The organism is Castellaniella sp. WN (assembly GCF_054457555.1).
Map to the genome: position 1 here is coordinate 2,881,144 of NZ_JBTKZC010000001.1, position 17,782 is coordinate 2,898,925.

The following is a 17,782-nucleotide window of genomic DNA, read 5'->3' on the forward strand; positions in this document are numbered from 1 at the left end:
CACCGCATGGACACCACCCTGATCTTCCTCGCCGTCCTGTTCGCCTCCATGGCGATCGGCATCCCGATCGCCATCGCCCTGCTCGTCTCGGGCGTGGCCCTGATGTGGCACCTGGACTTCTTCAACACCCAGCTGCTGGCGCAGAACCTGCAGGCCGGCTTCGACAGCTTCCCCCTGCTTGCCGTGCCCTTCTTCATCCTGGCAGGCGAACTGATGAACGTGGGCGGCCTGAGCCAGCGGATCATCGACATGGCACGCGCCTTCGTCGGCCACATTCCGGGCGGCCTGGGCTACGTTGCCGTGTTCGCCTCGGTGCTGCTCGCCTCGATGAGCGGCTCGGCCATCGCCGACACCGCCGCGCTGGCCACCATCCTGCTGCCCATGATGCGCCAGCAGAACTATCCCATGGACTACAGCACGGGCCTGCTGGCCTCCGGCGGCATCATCGGTCCCATCATCCCGCCGTCGTTGCCCTTCATCATCTACGGCGTGACCACCAACACCTCCATCAGCAAGCTGTTCATCAGCGGCGTGGTCCCCGGCATTCTGATGGGCGGCGCGCTGCTGCTGGCCTGGCGCATAGTCGCGCGCCGCCGCCAGTTGCCCACGGCTCCCCGCGCCACGCCGGCCGAACGCCGCCGCGCCGTGGCCGACAGCGTCTGGGCCATCTTCATGCCGGTCATCATCCTGGGCGGCATCCGCTTCGGCGTCTTCACCCCCACCGAAGCCGCCGTGGTGGCCGCGGTCTATGCCTTCCTGGTGTCGCGCTTCATCTATCGGGCGCTCTCCTGGAAGGCCGCCTACGACGTGCTGGTGACCTCCAGCATCACCACGGCGATCGTCATGTTCCTGTGCGGCGCCGCGACCGTGGCCGCTTACATGATCACCCTGGCCGACCTGCCCAACCAGCTGGCCGAACTGTTCCAGCCCATCCTCGCGCACCCCACGCTGTTCATGGCCTGCATGGTGATCTTCCTGCTGCTGGTGGGCACGTCCATGGACCTGACGCCCATCATCCTGATTTTCGCCCCCGTCTGCCTGCCCCTGGCGCTGAAGGCGCACATCGATCCGATCTATTTCGGCTTCATGTTCGTGTTCACCGGCTGCCTGGGCCTGATCACGCCGCCGGTGGGCACGGTGCTCAACGTCGCCGCCGGCGTGGGCGGCGTGAAGATGGAATCCGTCGTCAGGGGCGTCGCGCCCTTCCTGCTGGTCTACGCGCTGCTGCTGGCCCTGCTGGTGGCCTTTCCCCAGATCGTCATCGCCCCGGTCCGCTGGCTGGGCTGAGGCAAACAACACCGCCCTGTCCGGCGGACATTTCCACCAAGGAGAATCCCCATGAAACTGAAAGCCCTGTTCCTGGCCGCCACCCTGGCGGCCGGCGCGATGGCCCTTCCGGCCCAGGCCGCCGACATCCAGACCCGCCTGATCCGCTTCGGCTATGGCCTGAACCAGGATTCCAACCAGGGGCGCGCCGTCCAGGTGTTCGCCGACGAGGTCGCCAAGCTGTCCGGCGGCAAGATGAAGATCCGCGCCGTCGGCGCCGCCGCCCTGGGTTCGGACATCCAGATGCAGCAGGCGCTGATCGGCGGCGCCCAGGAAATGATGGTGGGCTCCACCGCCACCCTGGTCGGCATCACCCCGGAAATGGCGATGTGGGACACGCCCTTCCTATTCAATTCCGGCGAAGAGGCGGACAAGATCCTCGATGGCCGGGCGGGCCAGATGCTCATCGAGAAGCTGAACGACAAAGGGCTGGTCGGCCTGGTCTACTGGGAAAACGGTTTCCGCAACCTGACCAACAGCCAGAAGCCCGTGACCCGCGTGGAGGATTTCAGCGGCCTGAAGCTGCGGGTCATGCAGAACAACGTGTTCCTGGAAACCTTCCAGCGCCTGGGCGCCAATGCCGTGCCGCTGCCGTTCTCGGAACTGTTCACCGCGCTGGAAACCAAGACGGTGGACGGCCAGGAAAATCCCTACAACACCATCCTGTCGAGCAAGTTCTACGAAGTCCAGAAATACCTGAGCATCACCAACCACGTCTACAGTCCCTGGATCGTCACCGCCAGCAAAAAATGGTGGGACGGCCTGAGCGCCGACGAGCGCGACGTGCTGCTCAAGGCCGCCGCAACCAGCCGCGACTTCGAACGCAAGGACACCCGCGCGGAAGCCGACAAGGCCCTGGCGCAACTGAAGGCCGATGGCATGCAAGTCAACGAGGTCGCGTCCGCGGAGATCGAGCGCATGCGCGAAACGATCAAGCCCGTCAACGAACAGATCAAGCAGAACGTCGGCCCTGCCGTCTGGCAGGCGGTGCAGAATCAGTTGAAGGCCATCCGCCAGGGGACCGACCGGCCCCGCAGCTGAGCCACAACAGCGGCAACTCTCCACGGAGCGGCTTGCAAGCCGCCCGCATTCGCCGGGCACGGGACGGTCCGCCGGGACCATCCCGTGCCCGGGCTCATTCAGCCAGGGCCGCTCTCATCTTTTCATGCCCCGGCCGCGGGACCGCCGGTCAGCGATACACCAGGTCGCGGAAATAGAGCGACAGGTCCGGCCAGTAGGTGATCACCATCAGGCAGACCACCACCACGCCGACGAAGGGCAGCAGCGGCCGGATCAGGCGCTCGATGGGCACCCTGGCGACCGTGCAGGCGGCGAACAGGTTCACGCCGAAGGGTGGCGTCACCATGCCCAGGGCCAGGTTCACCACCATGACCACCCCGAAGTGCGCCGGATCGACGCCGAACTGGGTCGCCACGGGCAGCAGCAGGGGCGCCAGCACCACGATGGAAGCGGACGTCTCGATGAACATGCCGATGATGAACAGGGCGATGTTCACCCCCAGCAGGAACGTGATCTCGCTGCCGAACAGGTGGCTGAGCCATTCGCCCAGCATCATCGGCACCCCGGCGCGGTTCAGCAGGAAGCCGAACACGCCCGCGTTGGCGATGATGAACATGATGATCGCCGTGGACACCACGGAGCGGTGGAACGTGCGGCCCAGCGTCGCGACATTCAGCCGGCGATAAACGAAGATGCCCACGAGCAGGGCGTACACCACCGCCACGGCCGAGGCCTCGGTTGGGGTGAAGATCCCGCCGTAGATCCCTCCCAGGATGATGACCGGCATCAGCAGCGCCCACCAGGCCTTCCTGAAGGCGGTCCAGACCGGCAGGCGGCCGTCGCCGTCGTGCTTGCCCAGGCCATTGCGGCGCGCGTACAGCCAGACGTAGGCCATCAGGGCGATGACGATCAGCAGGCCCGGGCCGATGCCGGCGATGAAGACCTCGCCCACCGACGTGTCGGTGGACACCGCGTACAGAATCATGGGAATGGACGGCGGGATGATGACGCCCAGTTCCGCCGCCGAGGCCTGCAGCGAGGCTGCGAAAGGCGCCGGATAGCCGTGCTTGACCATGGCGGGAATCAGGATCGAGCCCACCGCGAAGGTCGTGGCCACGCTGGAGCCGGCCACCGCCGCGAAGATCATGCAGGTCAGCACGCAGCTGCAGGCCAACCCGCCCTGCACGCCGCCCACCACGCTCTTGGCGAATTCGACCATGCGTTCGGAAATGCCGCCCTCTTCCATCAGGTTGCCGGCCAGGATGAAGAAGGGCACAGCGACCAGCGGGTATTTGTCCAGGGCGGCGTAGAGCTGCTGCGCGATCACCAGCCAGGTCATGTGGCCGTCGAAGCCGACCCCGGCCATGGTGGCCAGGCCGATCGACACGGCCACCGGCACGGTCAGGCCGAAGAACAGCAGCATGGAAAGAAGCATCAACTGCGACATGATGCGGTTCCCCGGTCAGACGGTTTCAACGTGGACGCGTCGCGGACCTTCGGCCCAGCAGGCCAGCGCGGCGAACAGCGCCAGGGTCGCTCCGACGGGGATCGCCAGGTACACCCAGGAGATCGACGCGCCCAGGCTGGGCATGGTCTGGAAGCGGACTCTCCAGGTCATCTCGGCCCCGATCCAGACCAGGAATCCCAGGAAGCCCGCGACGATCAGCAGGACGACATGCTCCAACGCCCGCGCCCGGCACGGCGCCAGCAGGTTGTGCAACAGATCCACGCCCAGCATGGCGCCCTGGCGGAATGCCAGGGCCACCCCCAGCATCACCGCCCAGATGATGGCGGCCCGCGTCCAGGCCTCGGACCAGGCCGAGGGCGATTCGAGGATGAAGCGCGCCAGGACCTGATAGAAGCCCGCCGCGACAGCGGACCACAACAGGCCCTGGGCGACCCAGGACACCAGCCGGAACAGGCCCCGGTCGATCAGGCCGAGCGCGCGCATGGCACCCCCTTGGCGCTACGCGCCGTCCCCCCAGGGGGAAATTCGCGCTTGGGGCGGCCCGGCGCGCTCATCGATTTATTGCGTATCACGAATGGACTCGACCAGCGCCTGGCCGAACTGCTTGTAGTACTGCGGATAGACCGGCTGGACCGCCTTGACGAAAGCGGCATGGTCCACCATGTTGACTTGCATGCCGTTGGACTTCAGGGTTTCAATGCCGTCCTTCTCGACTTGATCGACATAGGCGCGCATGGCCTTGGCGCTGGCGACGGCGGCTTCCTTGAACTTCGCCTTGCCGGCGTCGTCCAGGCCGTCATACACGGAGGGCGCCATCAGGACCAGCGCAGGGCCGTAGACGTGCGCCGTCAACGACAGGTATTTCTGCAGCTGCCACATCTTCACGGACACGATCACCGACAGCGGGTTTTCCTGGCCGTCGATGGTGCCCTGCTGCAGGGCGGTGGCGACTTCCGGCCACGCCATGGGAGTGGCCAGCACGCCCAGTTCCTTGAAGGCGGCGATGTGGATCGGGTTTTCCGTCGTGCGGATCTTCAGGCCCTTGATGTCGGCGGGCTCCTTCACCGGACGGACGTTGTTGGTCAAATGACGGAAGCCCTGCTCGCCCCAGGCCAGGGCCACCAGGCCGCGCTTGGGAAATTCGGCCAGCATGTCCTGGCCGATCTTGCCATCCAGGACCTTGCGCGCGTGAGCCAGATCACGGAACAGGAAGGGGATGTCGAACACCCCGGTCTGGGGCACGAAATTCAGCGTGGCGCCCGTGGACACGATGGCCAGGTCGATGGTGCCCAGCTGCAGGCCCTCGATGACCTCGCGCTCGCCGCCCAGCGCGCTGTTCGGGAACTGCTGGATCTTGAAGTCCGGCGCGCTGGCTTCCAGGGTCTTGGCGAAGGCGGCGGCACCCGCGCCGTAGTGCGAATTCTCGGACAGCGCGTAGGCCATCTTGAGCGTGGTCCGGGCCTGGGCCGGAGCGGACGCCGCCATGCCGACCAGGGCCGCGGCCGCGAGCCATCCTGCGAATTTCTTACCTTGGAACATGGTGTCGTCTCCCGAATTCCGATATGAGTATTGTCCGGCCGGCGCCGCGCGCGGCGCGATGTCAAAGCCTAGGTGTTCTAACATGAAGTCAGGCCCTGTCGCAATGGAAACCGCTCGCGGCCCCGGGTTATCACAGGGGGCGGTCCGCATCCGGCCAATCGAGGCAAAATCCACTGGTGCGCCATCCGCACGGGCTGTATGCTCGAATCCTCGGCCAGGCGGCCCGCCGCGGCCGCGAACGGCACCGGCGGCACCGGCTGCGCGCCCCGGGGCCCCATCAGGGAGCGCACATGACACGAAGAATCGCAGTGATCCCCGGCGATGGCATCGGCATGGAAGTCATGCCGGAAGGCCTGCGGGTACTCGAAGCCGCCGCGGTCCGGTTCGGCCTGGACATGGACTTCGAGTCCTTCGACTGGGGCTGCGGCCATTACTTGCGCGAAGGCCGCATGATGCCGGCCGACTGGAAGGACCGCATCGGCGGGCACGACGCCATCCTGTTCGGCGCCGTGGGCGCGCCCGACCGGGTGCCCGACCACGTCGCCATCTGGGATTCCATCATCGCCATCCGCCGCGAATTCGACCAGTACGTCAATCTGCGGCCGGCCCGGTTGATGCCCGGCGTGCCCAGCCCGCTGGCCAATCGCCGCCCCGGCGACATCGACTTCCTGGTGGTGCGCGAGAACACCGAGGGCGAATATTCCAGCCTGGGAGGACGCATGTTCCCGGGCACGGAACGCGAATTCGTCATCCAGGAATCCGTGTTCACCCGCATCGGGGTGGACCGGGTCCTGAGATTCGCCTTCGAACTGGCCTCGCGCCGGCCCGGGCGGCACCTGACGGCCGCCACCAAGTCCAACGGCATCTCCATCACCATGCCCTACTGGGACGAGCGCCTGAAGGCCATCGCCCGGGAATATCCCACGGTCACCTGGGACAAGTTCCACATCGACATCCTCTGCGCCCATATGGTGCGGCATCCCGACCGCTTCGACGTGATCGTGGCCTCGAACCTGTTCGGCGACATCCTGTCCGACCTGGGACCGGCCTGCACCGGCACGATCGGCATCGCCCCGTCGGCCAACCTGAACCCTGACCGCCGCCACCCGTCCCTGTTCGAGCCCGTGCATGGCTCCGCCCCGGACATCGCCGGCCGGGGCATCGCCAACCCGGTCGGGCAGATCTGGTCGGCGGCCATGATGCTGGAACACCTCGGCCAGGGCGACCCCGCCTGGCAGCAGGCGGCCGACGCCATCCTGGGGGCCATCGAGACCGTGCTGTACGAAGGCCCCCGGACGCCCGACATGGGGGGCGCGGCGCGCACCGCCGACATGGGCCAGGCCATCGCCGACCACGTCGCCCGCGCCCGTTGAATCCGGACCGCCATTCACCGAAGACCCGCCGACCGCCCCGCATCGCCATCCGCCAGGAACCCGTCATGCCCGCCCATCACTTCATCGCCAACACCCGCCGGCCCGTGCCCGACGAGCGCACCATCCCGGTCATCGACCCGGCGGACGGCCGGGCCTTCGACCGCATCGCCCGCGGCTCTCCCGAAGACATCGACCAGGCCGTGCGGGCCGCCCAGGCGGCCATGGGCGAACAGTTCGACGGTCCCTGGGCGATGACCTGCGCCCGCGACCGGGGCCGCCTGCTGACCGCCTGGAGCCGCGCCGTGCTGGACGAGGCCGACGAACTGGCTCGCCTGGAGGCGCGCGACACCGGAAAGACGCTGCGCACCGCGCGCAATGACATCGCCGCCCTGGCGCGCTACTTCGAATACTATGCGGGCGCCTGCGACAAGCTGCACGGCGACACCCTGCCCTACGACACAGGCACCCTGGCGATGACGGTGCGCGAGCCGCACGGCGTCACTGGCCACATCATCCCCTGGAACTATCCGGCGCAGATCTTCGGCCGCAGCGTCGGCGCGTCCTTGGCGGCCGGCAACGCCTGCGTGATCAAGCCCGCCGAGGACGCCAGCCTGTCCATCCTCTGCCTGGCCGAACTGGCCGCCCGGGCGGGCTTCCCGCCCGGGGCGCTGAATGTCGTCACCGGCTACGGTCACGAGGCTGGCGCGGCCCTGAGCGCCCACCCGGGCATCCGGCACATCTCCTTCACCGGCTCCACCGCCACCGGCCAGCAGGTCGCCGAGGCCGCCGCGCGGCATCACTGCCCGGTGGTGCTCGAACTGGGCGGCAAGTCGCCGCAGATCGTGTTCGAGGACGCCGACCTGGACGCCGCGCTGCCGGTGGTCGTCAACGCCATCATCCAGAACAGCGGCCAGACCTGCTCGGCGGGCAGCCGGCTGCTGGTCCACGAAAGCATCCACGACGCCTTCGTCGAGCGCGTCGCCGAACGCTTCCGCGCCCTGCGCGCCGGACCGCCCTCGTCGGATGCCGACCTGGGGCCGCTGGTCAACCGCAAGCAGTACGATCGCGTGCGCCGGATGCTGGACGCCGCCCGCGGCGAGGGCTTGGTCGAGGCCGCCCGGGGCCGCATCCTGGACGACGCGCCGCCGGACGGCTACTACCAGGAGGCCGTGCTGTTCCGCGACGTGCCCCCGGACAGCGCCCTGGCCCGGGAAGAAATCTTCGGACCGGTCCTGATCACGCAGGCCTTCCGCGATGAAGCGCACGCCCTGGCGCTGGCCAATTCGACCGACTATGGTCTGGTGGCCGGGGTCTGGACCCGCGACGGGGCGCGGCAACTGCGCATGGCCCGCCACCTGCGCTGCGGTCAGGTCTTCGTCAACAACTACGGCGCAGGCGGCGGCGTCGAACTGCCCTTCGGCGGGGTCAAGTCCAGCGGCCACGGCCGCGAGAAAGGCTTCGAGGCCCTGCTGGGATTCACCGTACTGAAGACCGTGGCGATCCGTTACGGTCACGACGCCTGAAGGAGACACACACATGCGCCTGCGCGACAAGATAGCCATCGTGACCGGAGCCGGCTCCGGGTTCGGCCGGGGGATCGCCTCGGTCTTCGCCCGCGAGGGCGCCCGGGTGGTCGTGGCCGACATCCACGACGCGCACGGTCGCGAGACCGTCGAGCAGATCCGCGCGGCCGGCGGCCAAGCCGGATTCGCGCATGTGGACGTCGCCGATGCGACCAGCATGCACGGACTGCTGGCACGGACCCTGGAGCATTTCGGCGGACTGGACATCGTCGTCAACAACGCCGGAGCCACCCACCGCAACCGGCCCATGCTCGAAGTCACAGAGGCCGAGTTCGACCGGATCTACGCCATCAACGTCAAGAGCATCTATCTCAGCGCCCAGGCCTTCGTGCCGCATTTCCGCCAGCAGGGCGGCGGCGTGTTCGTGAACATCGCCTCCACGGCCGCCATCCGGCCGCGCCCCGGCCTGACCTGGTACAACGGCACCAAGGGCGCCGTGGTGACGACCAGCCGCTCGATGGCGGCCGAACTGGGTCCGGACCGCATCCGCGTCAACTGCGTCAACCCCGTGGTGGGCGCCACCGGCCTGCTGTCGGAATTCATGGGCGTGCCGGACACGCCGGAAAACCGCGCCAGGTTCACCGCCGGCATCCCGCTGGGGCGGTTCTCGACCCCGGACGACGTCGCCCACGCCTGCCTGTACCTGGCCTCGGACGAGGCATCCTTCATCACCGGCGCCTGCCTGGAGGTCGACGGCGGGCGGTGTATCTGACGCTTCTTAAGAACCCCACCTATTTCGGATGCCTGGACTTGCCAGGCAAGGCGCAAACCGCAGCGATAGTCAGACTATCGCGAGGATTTGCAACGCAGCATGGCGAACCCAGGCGCCGAAAGAGTCACTCTTCGACGTACCAGGTGTCTTCGGACAGCATCACCTGCTGGTGCCCGTAGCCGGCCGGCATCATCGGGAAGCAGTTCTGCAGCGGCACCACCGCCACGTCCAGGAAGTACGGACCGTCGTGCGCCATGCAGGCCGCCAGCGCCGCATCCAGGTCGCGCGGGTGTTCGACCCGCGCCGCCCCCCAGCCGAAAGCCCCCGCCAGCGCCACGAAATCCGGGATCGAGGCGTTGTAGCTGTGGCTGTAGCGGCCCTCGTGGATCAGTTCCTGCCACTGGCGCACCATGCCCATGTGGCCGTTGTTGCACAGGATCAGCTTGACCGGCGCGCGGTGCTGCGTGGCCGTGGCCAGTTCCTGGATGTTCATCAGCACGGACGCGTCGCCGCTGACGCAGATCACCGGCTTGTCCGGATGCGCGATCTGCGCGCCGATGGCCGCCGGCAGCCCGTAGCCCATGGTGCCCGCCCCGCCGGAAGTCAGCCAGCGGTTGGGCCGGTCGATGCCGATGTACTGGGCGGCCCACATCTGGTGCTGGCCCACGTCGGTGGACACGACTGCGTCGCGCCCGGCCAGCAGCCGGTCGATGCGCCGCATCAGATCCTGGGGCAGAATGACCTCGTCCGAAGGCTGGAATTTCAGGCAGTCGCGCGCCTGCCAGACGGCGATGCGCCGCCACCATTCGTCCAGGCGGCCGGATTCCAGCGGGTACTGTCCCAGTTCCTTGTGCAGGGCGCGCAGCAGCGGGTAGCAGTCGCCCACCAGCGCCACGTCGGCGCGCACGACCTTGTCGATCGAGGCCGGATCGATGTCCAGGTGGATCTTGTCGGCATGCGGGCAGAAGTCCGACAGCCGGCCGGTGATGCGGTCGTCGAAGCGCGCGCCCACACAGACGATCAGGTCCGCGTGGTGCATGGCCAGGTTCGCCTGCAGCGTGCCGTGCATGCCGAGCATGCCCAGGAACTGCGCGTCGCCGGCCGGATAGGCGCCCAGGCCCATCAGCGTCAGAGTGCAAGGCGCCCCGGTCGCCTGCACCAGGCCGCGGAAGGCGTGGCAGGCGTCGATGCCCGAATTGATCAGGCCGCCGCCGCCGTAGAACACCGGCCGCCGGGCGCGGGCGATCAGCGCGGCGGCGCGCTTGAGCGCGGCCTCGGTCACGGGCGCCAGCGGTTCGGCGGCGGCCTCGGGTTCCACGGCCGCGACGGCGCGCTCCGGCGGCACGCGGGCGATCTGCAGGTCCTTGGGAAAGTCCAGCAGCACAGGCCCTGGCCGGCCGGCGCGCGTCAGGCGCAGGGCCTTGGCCGCCAGGTCGGCGATGTCCTCGGAACGGCGCACCTGGGCGTTCCATTTGGTGACCGGGCGCGAGATCCCGACCGCGTCGCATTCCTGGAAGGCGTCGGTGCCGATGGCGCCGGTCGCCACCTGGCCGCTGACGCACAGCACCGGAATCGAATCGCAGAGCGCGTCCAGCAGGCCGGTGGTGGTGTTCGCCATGCCCGGACCCGAAGTCACGAAGACCACGCCGGGCCGCCCCGTGGAACGCGCATAGCCCTCGGCGGCGTGCATCGCCGCCTGTTCATGGCGCACCAGGACGTGGCGGATGCGCGGCTCGGCGTACAGGGCGTCGTACAGCGGCAGCACCGCGCCGCCCGGGTAGCCGAACACCGTATCCACGCCCAGGGCGATCAGGGTATCCAGCAGGACCTCGGCGCCATTGCGGTCGAGGACGGGAGCGGATGCGGCGGCATGGGCGGCGGTAAGGGCATTCACGGGCGTTCACCTGGACGGAAGGATCGGGGATGCCGCGCCGCCCCTCGCGCGCGGCGGCCCCCGACGTGATCGCCGCCGGGACGAGTGGACTTGCGTGGAGCATCCCAAGGATAATGTGGGCCAGTTTATCCCTTTTCGATCCCGTCCCTTCTCGATCGCATCCGATGGCCACCCCCCGCTCGCCCTGGCACGCCGTGCGTGTCTCGACTCTGCACGGCACCGGCGTCTTCGCCGCCCGCGACATCCCCGCCGACACCCGGATCCTGGACTACACGGGGCGCCGCCTGAGCGCCGAACAGGCCGACGCCCGCTGGCCGGCCAACCCGGACGACCCCTACCACACCTTCTATTTCGCGCTCGGCGGCGGCCAGGTGATCGACGGCGGCCAGCGCGGCAACGACGCCCGCTGGATCAACCACGGCTGTGCGCCCAACTGCGAAGCGCGCGAGAACGAGGCCGGCACCCGCGTGGCGATCTACGCGCTGCGTGATATCCCGGCCGGCACGGAACTGCTCTACGACTATGGCCTGGTGATCGACGAGCCGCTCACCCGCGCGCTGAAGCGCAATTACCGCTGCCGCTGCGGCGCGCCCGCATGCCGGGGCACGATGCTGGCGCTGCCCGAGGAGCCCTGACCGGACCGGCGCGGCTCCGCTCCGCGGCCACTCTCCTGCGCCATACGGTTTCGGACCGCGCCCCGGCACGGCCGGGACCGCGCCGCGCAATCCCCGGCACCCCGGGGATTGCCCCGACTGGCAAGCGCGCCGTTTCGCAGTAGGATGCAGTGTTGCCATCCGGCCCGACACCCGCTCCATCCGTTCCATGCCCGACGACCACGCCGCCGATTCCGCCGACCCGCCCGCCTATGTCCCGCCTCCCGATCCCCCCCTGCGCGTCCCGCTGCGATTCGAGGACTGGCTGACCGTGCTGACCCTGGGCGCACTGGCCTGCATCACCCTGGCCAACGTGATCGTCCGCTACCTGACCGCCGAATCCTTCGCCTGGACCGAGGAAATCTCCATTTTCCTGCTGATCGTGCTCACCCTGAGCGCCAGTTCCTCGGCCTTCGTCCGCCTGCTGCACATTCGCATCGAACTGCTGGCCGACGGCGGCGACACCGAACGGCGGCGACGCTTCGCCCTGGCCGCGGGCACCGTGTCGCTGCTGTTCTTCGCCGGCCTGACGATCCTGCTGGGCCGCATGGCCCTGGACGAATACAACTGGGGAGACACCTCCCCGGCCATCGGTGTACCCACCTGGTGGTATTCCATGTGGCTGCCCGTGCTGTCGGCGGTCATCACCCTGCGTCTGGCCGGCGTCCTGCGACGCGCCTGGGAGCGGACATGATCCCCACCCTGCTGTTCGCGCTCTTCGCCGTCCTGATGGCCATCGGCGTGCCCGTGGGCATTGCCCTGGGGACGGCAGGCACGCTGGCCATCGCCCTGGCCAATCCCGACACCCACTGGTTCGGCCTGATGGCGGTCTCGCAGAGCTTCTACGCCGGCCTGGCCAAATATCCCCTGCTGGCCATCCCCATGTTCGTGCTGGTGGGCTCGATCTTCGACCGCTCGGGCGTAGCCGCCAAACTGGTGCGCCTGGCCCAGTCCATCACCGGCAACGGCCCCGGCATGCTGGCCGTGGTCGCCATCACCGTCGCCATGTTCCTGGGGGGGATCTCCGGGTCCGGCCCGGCCTGCGCCGCCGCCGTAGGCGCCATCATGATCGGCGCCATGAACCGCGCCGGCTACCCCCGCGCCTACTCGGCCAGCGTGGTGGCGGCCGGCGCGGCCACCGACATCCTGATCCCGCCCTCGATCGCCATGATCGTCTACTCGGTCCTGGTGCCGCAGGCCTCGGTGCCCGCGCTGTTCGCCGCCGGCATGTTCCCCGGCATCCTGGCCGGCATCGGGCTGATCATCCCGGCCGTCTGGCTGGCGCGACGCCACAAGATGGGCGCGGCCTCCCGCGCCGAACCCCGCCCGCCCTTCTGGCGCAGCCTGTTCGAGGCCATCCCGGGCCTGGCCGCTCCCGTCATCATCCTGGGCGGCATGCGCATGGGCTACTTCACGCCCACGGAAGCCGCCGTGGTGGCCGTGTTCTACGGCCTGCTCATCGGCCTGTTCGTGCATCGCACCATCCACGTGCGCGATCTGTTCCTCATCCTGCGCGAAGCCGGGGAGCTGTCGGCCGTGATCATGCTGATCGTCACGCTCGCGGGGATCTTCGCCTGGTCGCTGTCCACCCTGTCGATCATCGACCCGATCACCCACGCCATCGTGGATTCCGGCCTGGGACAGTACAGCGTGCTGACGTTGCTGATCCTGCTGCTGATCGTGGCGGGCATGTTCCTGGACGGGATCTCGATCTTCCTGATCTTCGTGCCGCTGATCCAGCCGGTCGCCGTGGCCTTCGGCTGGGACCTGGTGTGGCTGGGCGTGGTGCTGACGCTGATGGTCGCTGTAGGCCAGTTCACGCCACCGGTGGCCGTCAACCTGATGGTCGCCAGCAAGATCGCCCGGATCCCGATGGAAAGCACGGTGCCCTGGGTGCTGTGGCTGGTGGGCGGCATGCTCTGCACCCTGGTCCTGGTCGTGATCTTCCCGCAGATCGCGCTCTGGCTGCCGCATTATCTGGGATACTGACGCTCATTCGAGCGGGCGGAACGGCCCGCCGGGGATTTTTCAAAGAGGAGACTGACATGCGTTTCAAGCGACTCATCGGCGCCGCCGCCCTGGCCTTCACGGCCCTGGCCGCCGCCCTGCCGGCCCACGCCGCCGACTACAAATCCGAATACAAGCTGTCCATCGTGGTGGGCACCAACTTCCCCTGGGGCCAGGGGGCGGTGATCTGGTCCGACCTGGTGCGCGAACGCACCAACGGCCGCATCAACATCAAGGTCTACCCCGGCACCTCCCTGGTCCAGGGCGACCAGACGCGTGAATTCACCGCCATCCGCCAGGGTGTGATCGACATGGCCATCGGCTCGACCATCAACTGGTCTCCGCAGGTCAAGGAACTGAACCTGTTCTCCCTGCCCTTCCTGATGCCCGACTACCCCGCCATCGACGCCCTGACCCAGGGCAAGGTCGGCGAGGAACTGTTCGGTATCCTGTCCAAGAAGGGCGTGGTGCCGCTCGCCTGGGGCGAGAACGGCTACCGCCAACTGTCCAATTCCGCGCGCGAGGTCAAGACGCCTGAAGACGTCAAGGGCATGAAACTGCGCGTGGTCGGCTCGCCGCTGTACATCGACATCTACACCGCCCTGGGGGCCAACCCGACCCAGATGAGCTGGGCCGACGCCCAGCCCGCGCTCGCCAGCGGCGCCGTCGACGGTCAGGAGAACCCGCTGTCCATCTACGCCGGCGCGAAGCTGTACGACGTCGGCCAGAAATACCTGAGCCTGTGGAACTACGTGGCCGACCCGCTGATCTTCGTGGTCAACCAGGACGTCTGGAACTCCTGGACGCCGGCCGACCAGAAGATCGTGCGCGAAGCCGCCATCGAGGCCGGCCGCCAGGAAATCGTCATCGCCCGCAAAGGCGTGACCAACACCGACGATTCCCTGCTGAAGGAAATCGAAGGCCACGGCGTGAAGGTCACGGTGCTCTCGCCCGAGCAGATCGGCGCCTTCGCCAAGGCCACCCGGCCGGTGTTCGACAAATGGGCCAAGCAGATCGGCCCCGATCTGGTGAAGCAAGCGCAGGCCGACATCGCCAAGCGCTGATCCAGCGGCGCCGCGCCCGGGCCGGGGCGCGGCTCGCCTTCCGCGCACGGCGGGTCACGCCTTCCCTCCAACGGCCTCCGCGACGGCGTATGATGCCGACCATCCTCCGCCCTCCGGCCTGCCCATGGAAATCACCTTCGACGTCGCCGTCCTGCTGTTCTTCATCGCGCTGCTGGCGGGCATCGTCGACGCCATCGCCGGCGGCGGCGGGCTGATCACCATCCCGGCGTTGCTGGCCGCGGGCCTGCCGCCCGGGGCGGCCATCGCCACCAACAAGATCGGCGGCATCGCCGGATCGACCGCCGCCACGCTGCATTTCCTGCGCATGCGCCAGATCGACCTGAAGCGCAGCCGCCGGATGATGCTGGCCACCTTCCTGGGGTCGCTGGCGGGCGGGATCGCCCTGACCCGCATCGACAGCGGCGTGCTGCGCCAGGTGATCCCCTTCCTGCTGATCGGCTTCGCCCTTTATTTCCTGCTGTCGCCGCGCGTGGGCGCGGAAGACCGGGCCCAGCGCGTCACGCCCGCCCTGTACGCCGCCACCCTGGCGCCGCTGATCGGCTTCTACGACGGCTTCTTCGGCCCGGGCACGGGCACCTTCTTCGCCATTTCCTGCGTCACGCTGCTGGGCTTCAACCTGGTCAAGGCCACGGCGCACGCCAAGCTGCTGAACCTGTGCAGCAACCTGGCCTCCGTCCTGTTCTTCGCCGCCAGCGGCCACATCGTCTGGGCCTTCGGCCTGCCCATGCTGGCGGGCCAATGGATCGGCGGCACCATCGGCGCGCGCCTGGCCGTCACGCGCGGCCACCAGCTGATCCGCGTCCTGATGGTGGTCATGGCGCTGATCGTGTCGGTGAAGATGCTGCTGGAATAAGCCCCGCGCGGCGAGCCGCGTCCCAGCGCGCTGGCATGGATCATGCGCCCCCCTGACGTGCTCAGACTGTCTCGGTGCATTTTTCAGTCAATCTTGAGAAAGCCCCTCAGAAAATTTAGAATGCCCGAATGGAAGAACTCATCTCCGCTCCTGTAACCGCTGTCAGAAAGGAAAGCCACGAGAAGCCTACGTTGGCGGTGCATCATGGCGATGCCTTCGACCTGTTTGACGGGCTACCCAAGTCGTCCATAGACCTAGTGATTACCTCGCCCCCATACTGGGGGCACAGGGATTACGGGTTGAGCCACAATTGGGACTACTTCAACGACATCCCAACAGTCAAAAAGGTTGGGCCAGTGAGCCCGGGCTACGACTGGTACCGACAGATGGGCGGCCTACTTGGGCTGGAGCCGTACCCTGAATGGTTTGTACAGCACCTTGCAGAAATCCTTGATAAAGCAAATTGGGGCCTCAAAGCAAGCGGCTCGATGTGGATCAACATCGGCGACACATACTTCGCTCGCTGGGCCAGCATCCGTGATCAAGGACGGCAAGGCCTGGGCACGGAAGAACGCCATCGGCGTAAAACGCCGCTGGGTGGTATGCGAGCAGAGAAAAATCTCATGCTCATCCCCGCACGTTTCGCGATTGCAATGCAAGAACGCGGCTGGATCCTCAGAAACGATGTGATCTGGTATAAGCCAAATGCGGTTCCAAGGCCGGAAGGAGACAGGTTGCGCTCAATGCACGAGCACCTGTTTCATTTTGTCAAAAAACCGTCCGTCGGCCGAGCAACCTACTACTACGATATTAAGCTGGCAGAGCCTCGGGCTGGCGATGTAATCACAGTGAGCGTAACGCCAGGTGAAGGGGGGCACAGTGCGACATTCCCGCACAATCTGATTGAGCCACGGATTCTGACTTCAAGCCCCCCAGGCGGGGTCGTACTTGATCCGTTCTCAGGGACGGGACGGGCGCTCGAGGTAGCGTTGGAGCACGGAAGGAGTGCTATCGGTTTTGATGCCCAAGAGGCGTTCGTACAACTGCAAAAGCAAAAATTCAATGACCAAAGTACGCGGAAACTACGTCAGTGAATGGTTTGGGCAGCGGATTTATCCCGATGTTAAGTTAGATGTGAGCGCCATCACAGGTGCGAACACTTCTCGATGCCCATTCTTGAGCAATATCCTGCACACGACAACGGTGTGCGTCAAAGCTGAAAACAGCCGCGGCGTTTGCACCATCAACAGTTCCAGCAATGGCTCAAGGCAAGACTGGCTGGTTTGCCCTTACCGAGTAATCAACTCTCCCATAGTCACGCAGGCCTGCCAACGCATTTTTGGCCTCACAGAGGCTATCGAGCCCGTACCTGTCTCGATACTTCAATATACAGATAAATTAGCGGAATTAACTGAATGTATTAACTCGACCGGCGTTGGTTACATTTTCTTCCAAGACAAGCTTGGTGGTGAAATTTCAGTCATCGGGACTAGTCGATCTCCAGAGATGGCTTTCGATGTTACGCTCGTTGAGATACGCCCTGATAATCAGGGCGGTTTCATGGTCTCGCGCTACGGCATCCTCGAGTTGCAGACGATGGATTATCACGGCACATACAAGCACGCAGTATCCAATTTACGCGACGGCTTACGTCTACATCAGGAGGCATTCGCGGAGGCTCTTCGCGGCAATCTTGCGCGCTGGGCGGGAGAAGGCGTTGAAGGTCCCAACATTGCGAACGTTTTCAAACGAACCTTCTACCAGATGCTGCTCAAATTCCGCCTTGCTGGCGAAGGGTCTACAGCAGCCGGCACCGTGTTAGCGATTCCACAATCCGTCTGGGATAGCTGGCAACCATTCCTTGGCGCCCCCGAGCTAGAAGATGAGTCACCCGGTATAAAACGTCTTCAAGTTGCTGCCGGTGCTCCACCCGCACCGCAGCTTAACGCATATGTGGCAGTATTCGACCTTGATGCTACCAGTGAAAAATCCGTGTCCCCGGTGGAGATAAAGTACTTTATCCGCATTTCGCCAGAGCACCTTGCCCACCACGCATTCACCGAAGTGCCGGCTCACATCTTGCACTCAATCCAAACTGAAGAATCCGTGCTTGCAACTATCAAATCCAGGCTAGGAGGGTGGTGGCCAGCATTCCAATCGCACGGAACACGGCGGCCCCGACGGCAGCCCGCCCCACCAACCTCAGACCCGGCAATCTAGTACAACATCCCTTAAATACTTTGAATAATTAATCGCCTCGGCTATCATG

At 66.4% G+C, this 17,782-nt stretch carries 16 protein-coding genes; 12 read left to right on the top strand and 4 right to left on the bottom strand.

Going from position 1 to position 17,782, the window contains the following annotated elements:
• Positions 1-6: 6 nt before the first annotated feature.
• Positions 7-1,287 (top strand): TRAP transporter large permease, encoded by a 1,281-nt coding sequence (locus tag ACTPOE_RS13550; RefSeq protein WP_458872647.1) that lies wholly within the window; start codon positions 7-9, stop codon positions 1,285-1,287.
• Positions 1,288-1,338: 51 nt separating this feature from the next.
• Positions 1,339-2,367: a TRAP transporter substrate-binding protein gene (locus tag ACTPOE_RS13555; protein WP_458872648.1), complete on the top strand. Its 1,029-nt coding sequence runs from the start codon at positions 1,339-1,341 to the stop codon at positions 2,365-2,367.
• Between the two features lie 148 nt (positions 2,368-2,515).
• Here the strand turns inward: ACTPOE_RS13555 and ACTPOE_RS13560 are convergent, their stop codons facing one another.
• The 3 genes from ACTPOE_RS13560 to ACTPOE_RS13570 form a co-directional block, all read right to left on the bottom strand.
• A complete protein-coding gene (locus tag ACTPOE_RS13560) occupies positions 2,516-3,793 on the bottom strand; it encodes a TRAP transporter large permease (protein WP_458872649.1) in 1,278 nt (425 codons plus the stop codon).
• Between the two features lie 15 nt (positions 3,794-3,808).
• Positions 3,809-4,297: a TRAP transporter small permease gene (locus ACTPOE_RS13565; RefSeq protein ID WP_458872650.1), complete on the bottom strand. Its 489-nt coding sequence runs from the start codon at positions 4,295-4,297 to the stop codon at positions 3,809-3,811.
• Positions 4,298-4,372: 75 nt separating this feature from the next.
• On the bottom strand, positions 4,373-5,353 hold the full coding sequence (locus ACTPOE_RS13570) for a TRAP transporter substrate-binding protein (RefSeq protein WP_458872651.1): 981 nt from the start codon (positions 5,351-5,353) through the stop codon (positions 4,373-4,375).
• A gap of 290 nt (positions 5,354-5,643) precedes the next feature.
• Between ACTPOE_RS13570 and ACTPOE_RS13575 the strand changes: the two genes are divergently transcribed.
• From ACTPOE_RS13575 to ACTPOE_RS13585, 3 genes are all read left to right on the top strand, one after another.
• Entirely contained in the window at positions 5,644-6,726 is a 1,083-nt protein-coding gene (locus ACTPOE_RS13575) for a tartrate dehydrogenase (protein WP_458872652.1), read from the top strand.
• A 65-nt stretch (positions 6,727-6,791) separates the two neighbouring features.
• Positions 6,792-8,249, top strand: a complete 1,458-nt coding sequence (locus tag ACTPOE_RS13580) for an aldehyde dehydrogenase family protein (protein ID WP_458872653.1) — start codon at positions 6,792-6,794, stop codon at positions 8,247-8,249.
• Positions 8,250-8,262: 13 nt separating this feature from the next.
• Entirely contained in the window at positions 8,263-9,021 is a 759-nt protein-coding gene (locus ACTPOE_RS13585; protein ID WP_458872654.1) for an SDR family oxidoreductase, read from the top strand.
• 124 nt (positions 9,022-9,145) lie between these two features.
• Here ACTPOE_RS13585 and ilvB read toward each other — a convergent pair whose 3' ends face one another.
• Positions 9,146-10,915 carry a biosynthetic-type acetolactate synthase large subunit gene (ilvB, locus tag ACTPOE_RS13590; protein WP_458872655.1) on the bottom strand — a complete coding sequence of 590 codons (1,770 nt, stop codon included), beginning with the start codon at positions 10,913-10,915 and terminating at the stop codon, positions 9,146-9,148.
• 164 nt (positions 10,916-11,079) lie between these two features.
• On the opposite strand from ilvB, the gene ACTPOE_RS13595 reads away from it, so the two are divergent.
• From ACTPOE_RS13595 to ACTPOE_RS13625, 7 genes are all read left to right on the top strand, one after another.
• On the top strand, positions 11,080-11,550 hold the full coding sequence (locus ACTPOE_RS13595; protein WP_458872656.1) for an SET domain-containing protein: 471 nt from the start codon (positions 11,080-11,082) through the stop codon (positions 11,548-11,550).
• Positions 11,551-11,737: 187 nt separating this feature from the next.
• Positions 11,738-12,262 carry a TRAP transporter small permease gene (locus tag ACTPOE_RS13600; protein WP_458872657.1) on the top strand — a complete coding sequence of 175 codons (525 nt, stop codon included), beginning with the start codon at positions 11,738-11,740 and terminating at the stop codon, positions 12,260-12,262.
• Positions 12,259-13,557, top strand: coding sequence for a TRAP transporter large permease (locus ACTPOE_RS13605; RefSeq protein WP_458872658.1), 1,299 nt, complete (start codon positions 12,259-12,261; stop codon positions 13,555-13,557). The genes ACTPOE_RS13600 and ACTPOE_RS13605 overlap by 4 nt, the downstream gene beginning before the upstream one ends.
• A gap of 56 nt (positions 13,558-13,613) precedes the next feature.
• Positions 13,614-14,639, top strand: a complete 1,026-nt coding sequence (locus ACTPOE_RS13610; RefSeq protein ID WP_458872659.1) for a DctP family TRAP transporter solute-binding subunit — start codon at positions 13,614-13,616, stop codon at positions 14,637-14,639.
• A 124-nt stretch (positions 14,640-14,763) separates the two neighbouring features.
• Entirely contained in the window at positions 14,764-15,513 is a 750-nt protein-coding gene (locus tag ACTPOE_RS13615; RefSeq protein ID WP_458872660.1) for a TSUP family transporter, read from the top strand.
• Between the two features lie 128 nt (positions 15,514-15,641).
• Complete coding sequence (locus ACTPOE_RS13620) at positions 15,642-16,607, top strand: DNA-methyltransferase (RefSeq protein WP_458872661.1); 966 nt, start codon at positions 15,642-15,644, stop codon at positions 16,605-16,607.
• Positions 16,576-17,733 carry a PDDEXK family nuclease gene (locus ACTPOE_RS13625; RefSeq protein ID WP_458872662.1) on the top strand — a complete coding sequence of 386 codons (1,158 nt, stop codon included), beginning with the start codon at positions 16,576-16,578 and terminating at the stop codon, positions 17,731-17,733. Before ACTPOE_RS13620 ends, ACTPOE_RS13625 begins: the two co-directional genes overlap by 32 nt.
• Positions 17,734-17,782: the final 49 nt, after the last annotated feature.

Bases quoted from the DNA above. Each gene is read 5' to 3' on its own strand.
- ACTPOE_RS13615 (WP_458872660.1), top strand. From the start codon at position 14,764: ATGGAAATCACCTTCGACGTCGCCGTCCTGCTGTTCTTCATCGCGCTG.
- ACTPOE_RS13565 (WP_458872650.1), bottom strand. From the start codon at position 4,297: ATGCGCGCGCTCGGCCTGATCGACCGGGGCCTGTTCCGGCTGGTGTCC.
- ACTPOE_RS13585 (WP_458872654.1), top strand. From the start codon at position 8,263: ATGCGCCTGCGCGACAAGATAGCCATCGTGACCGGAGCCGGCTCCGGG.
- ACTPOE_RS13595 (WP_458872656.1), top strand. From the start codon at position 11,080: ATGGCCACCCCCCGCTCGCCCTGGCACGCCGTGCGTGTCTCGACTCTG.
- ACTPOE_RS13550 (WP_458872647.1), top strand. From the start codon at position 7: ATGGACACCACCCTGATCTTCCTCGCCGTCCTGTTCGCCTCCATGGCG.
- ACTPOE_RS13555 (WP_458872648.1), top strand. From the start codon at position 1,339: ATGAAACTGAAAGCCCTGTTCCTGGCCGCCACCCTGGCGGCCGGCGCG.
- ACTPOE_RS13560 (WP_458872649.1), bottom strand. From the start codon at position 3,793: ATGTCGCAGTTGATGCTTCTTTCCATGCTGCTGTTCTTCGGCCTGACC.
- ACTPOE_RS13625 (WP_458872662.1), top strand. From the start codon at position 16,576: ATGACCAAAGTACGCGGAAACTACGTCAGTGAATGGTTTGGGCAGCGG.
- ACTPOE_RS13575 (WP_458872652.1), top strand. From the start codon at position 5,644: ATGACACGAAGAATCGCAGTGATCCCCGGCGATGGCATCGGCATGGAA.
- ACTPOE_RS13600 (WP_458872657.1), top strand. From the start codon at position 11,738: ATGCCCGACGACCACGCCGCCGATTCCGCCGACCCGCCCGCCTATGTC.
- ACTPOE_RS13605 (WP_458872658.1), top strand. From the start codon at position 12,259: ATGATCCCCACCCTGCTGTTCGCGCTCTTCGCCGTCCTGATGGCCATC.
- ACTPOE_RS13610 (WP_458872659.1), top strand. From the start codon at position 13,614: ATGCGTTTCAAGCGACTCATCGGCGCCGCCGCCCTGGCCTTCACGGCC.
- ACTPOE_RS13570 (WP_458872651.1), bottom strand. From the start codon at position 5,353: ATGTTCCAAGGTAAGAAATTCGCAGGATGGCTCGCGGCCGCGGCCCTG.
- ACTPOE_RS13620 (WP_458872661.1), top strand. From the start codon at position 15,642: ATGGAAGAACTCATCTCCGCTCCTGTAACCGCTGTCAGAAAGGAAAGC.
- ACTPOE_RS13580 (WP_458872653.1), top strand. From the start codon at position 6,792: ATGCCCGCCCATCACTTCATCGCCAACACCCGCCGGCCCGTGCCCGAC.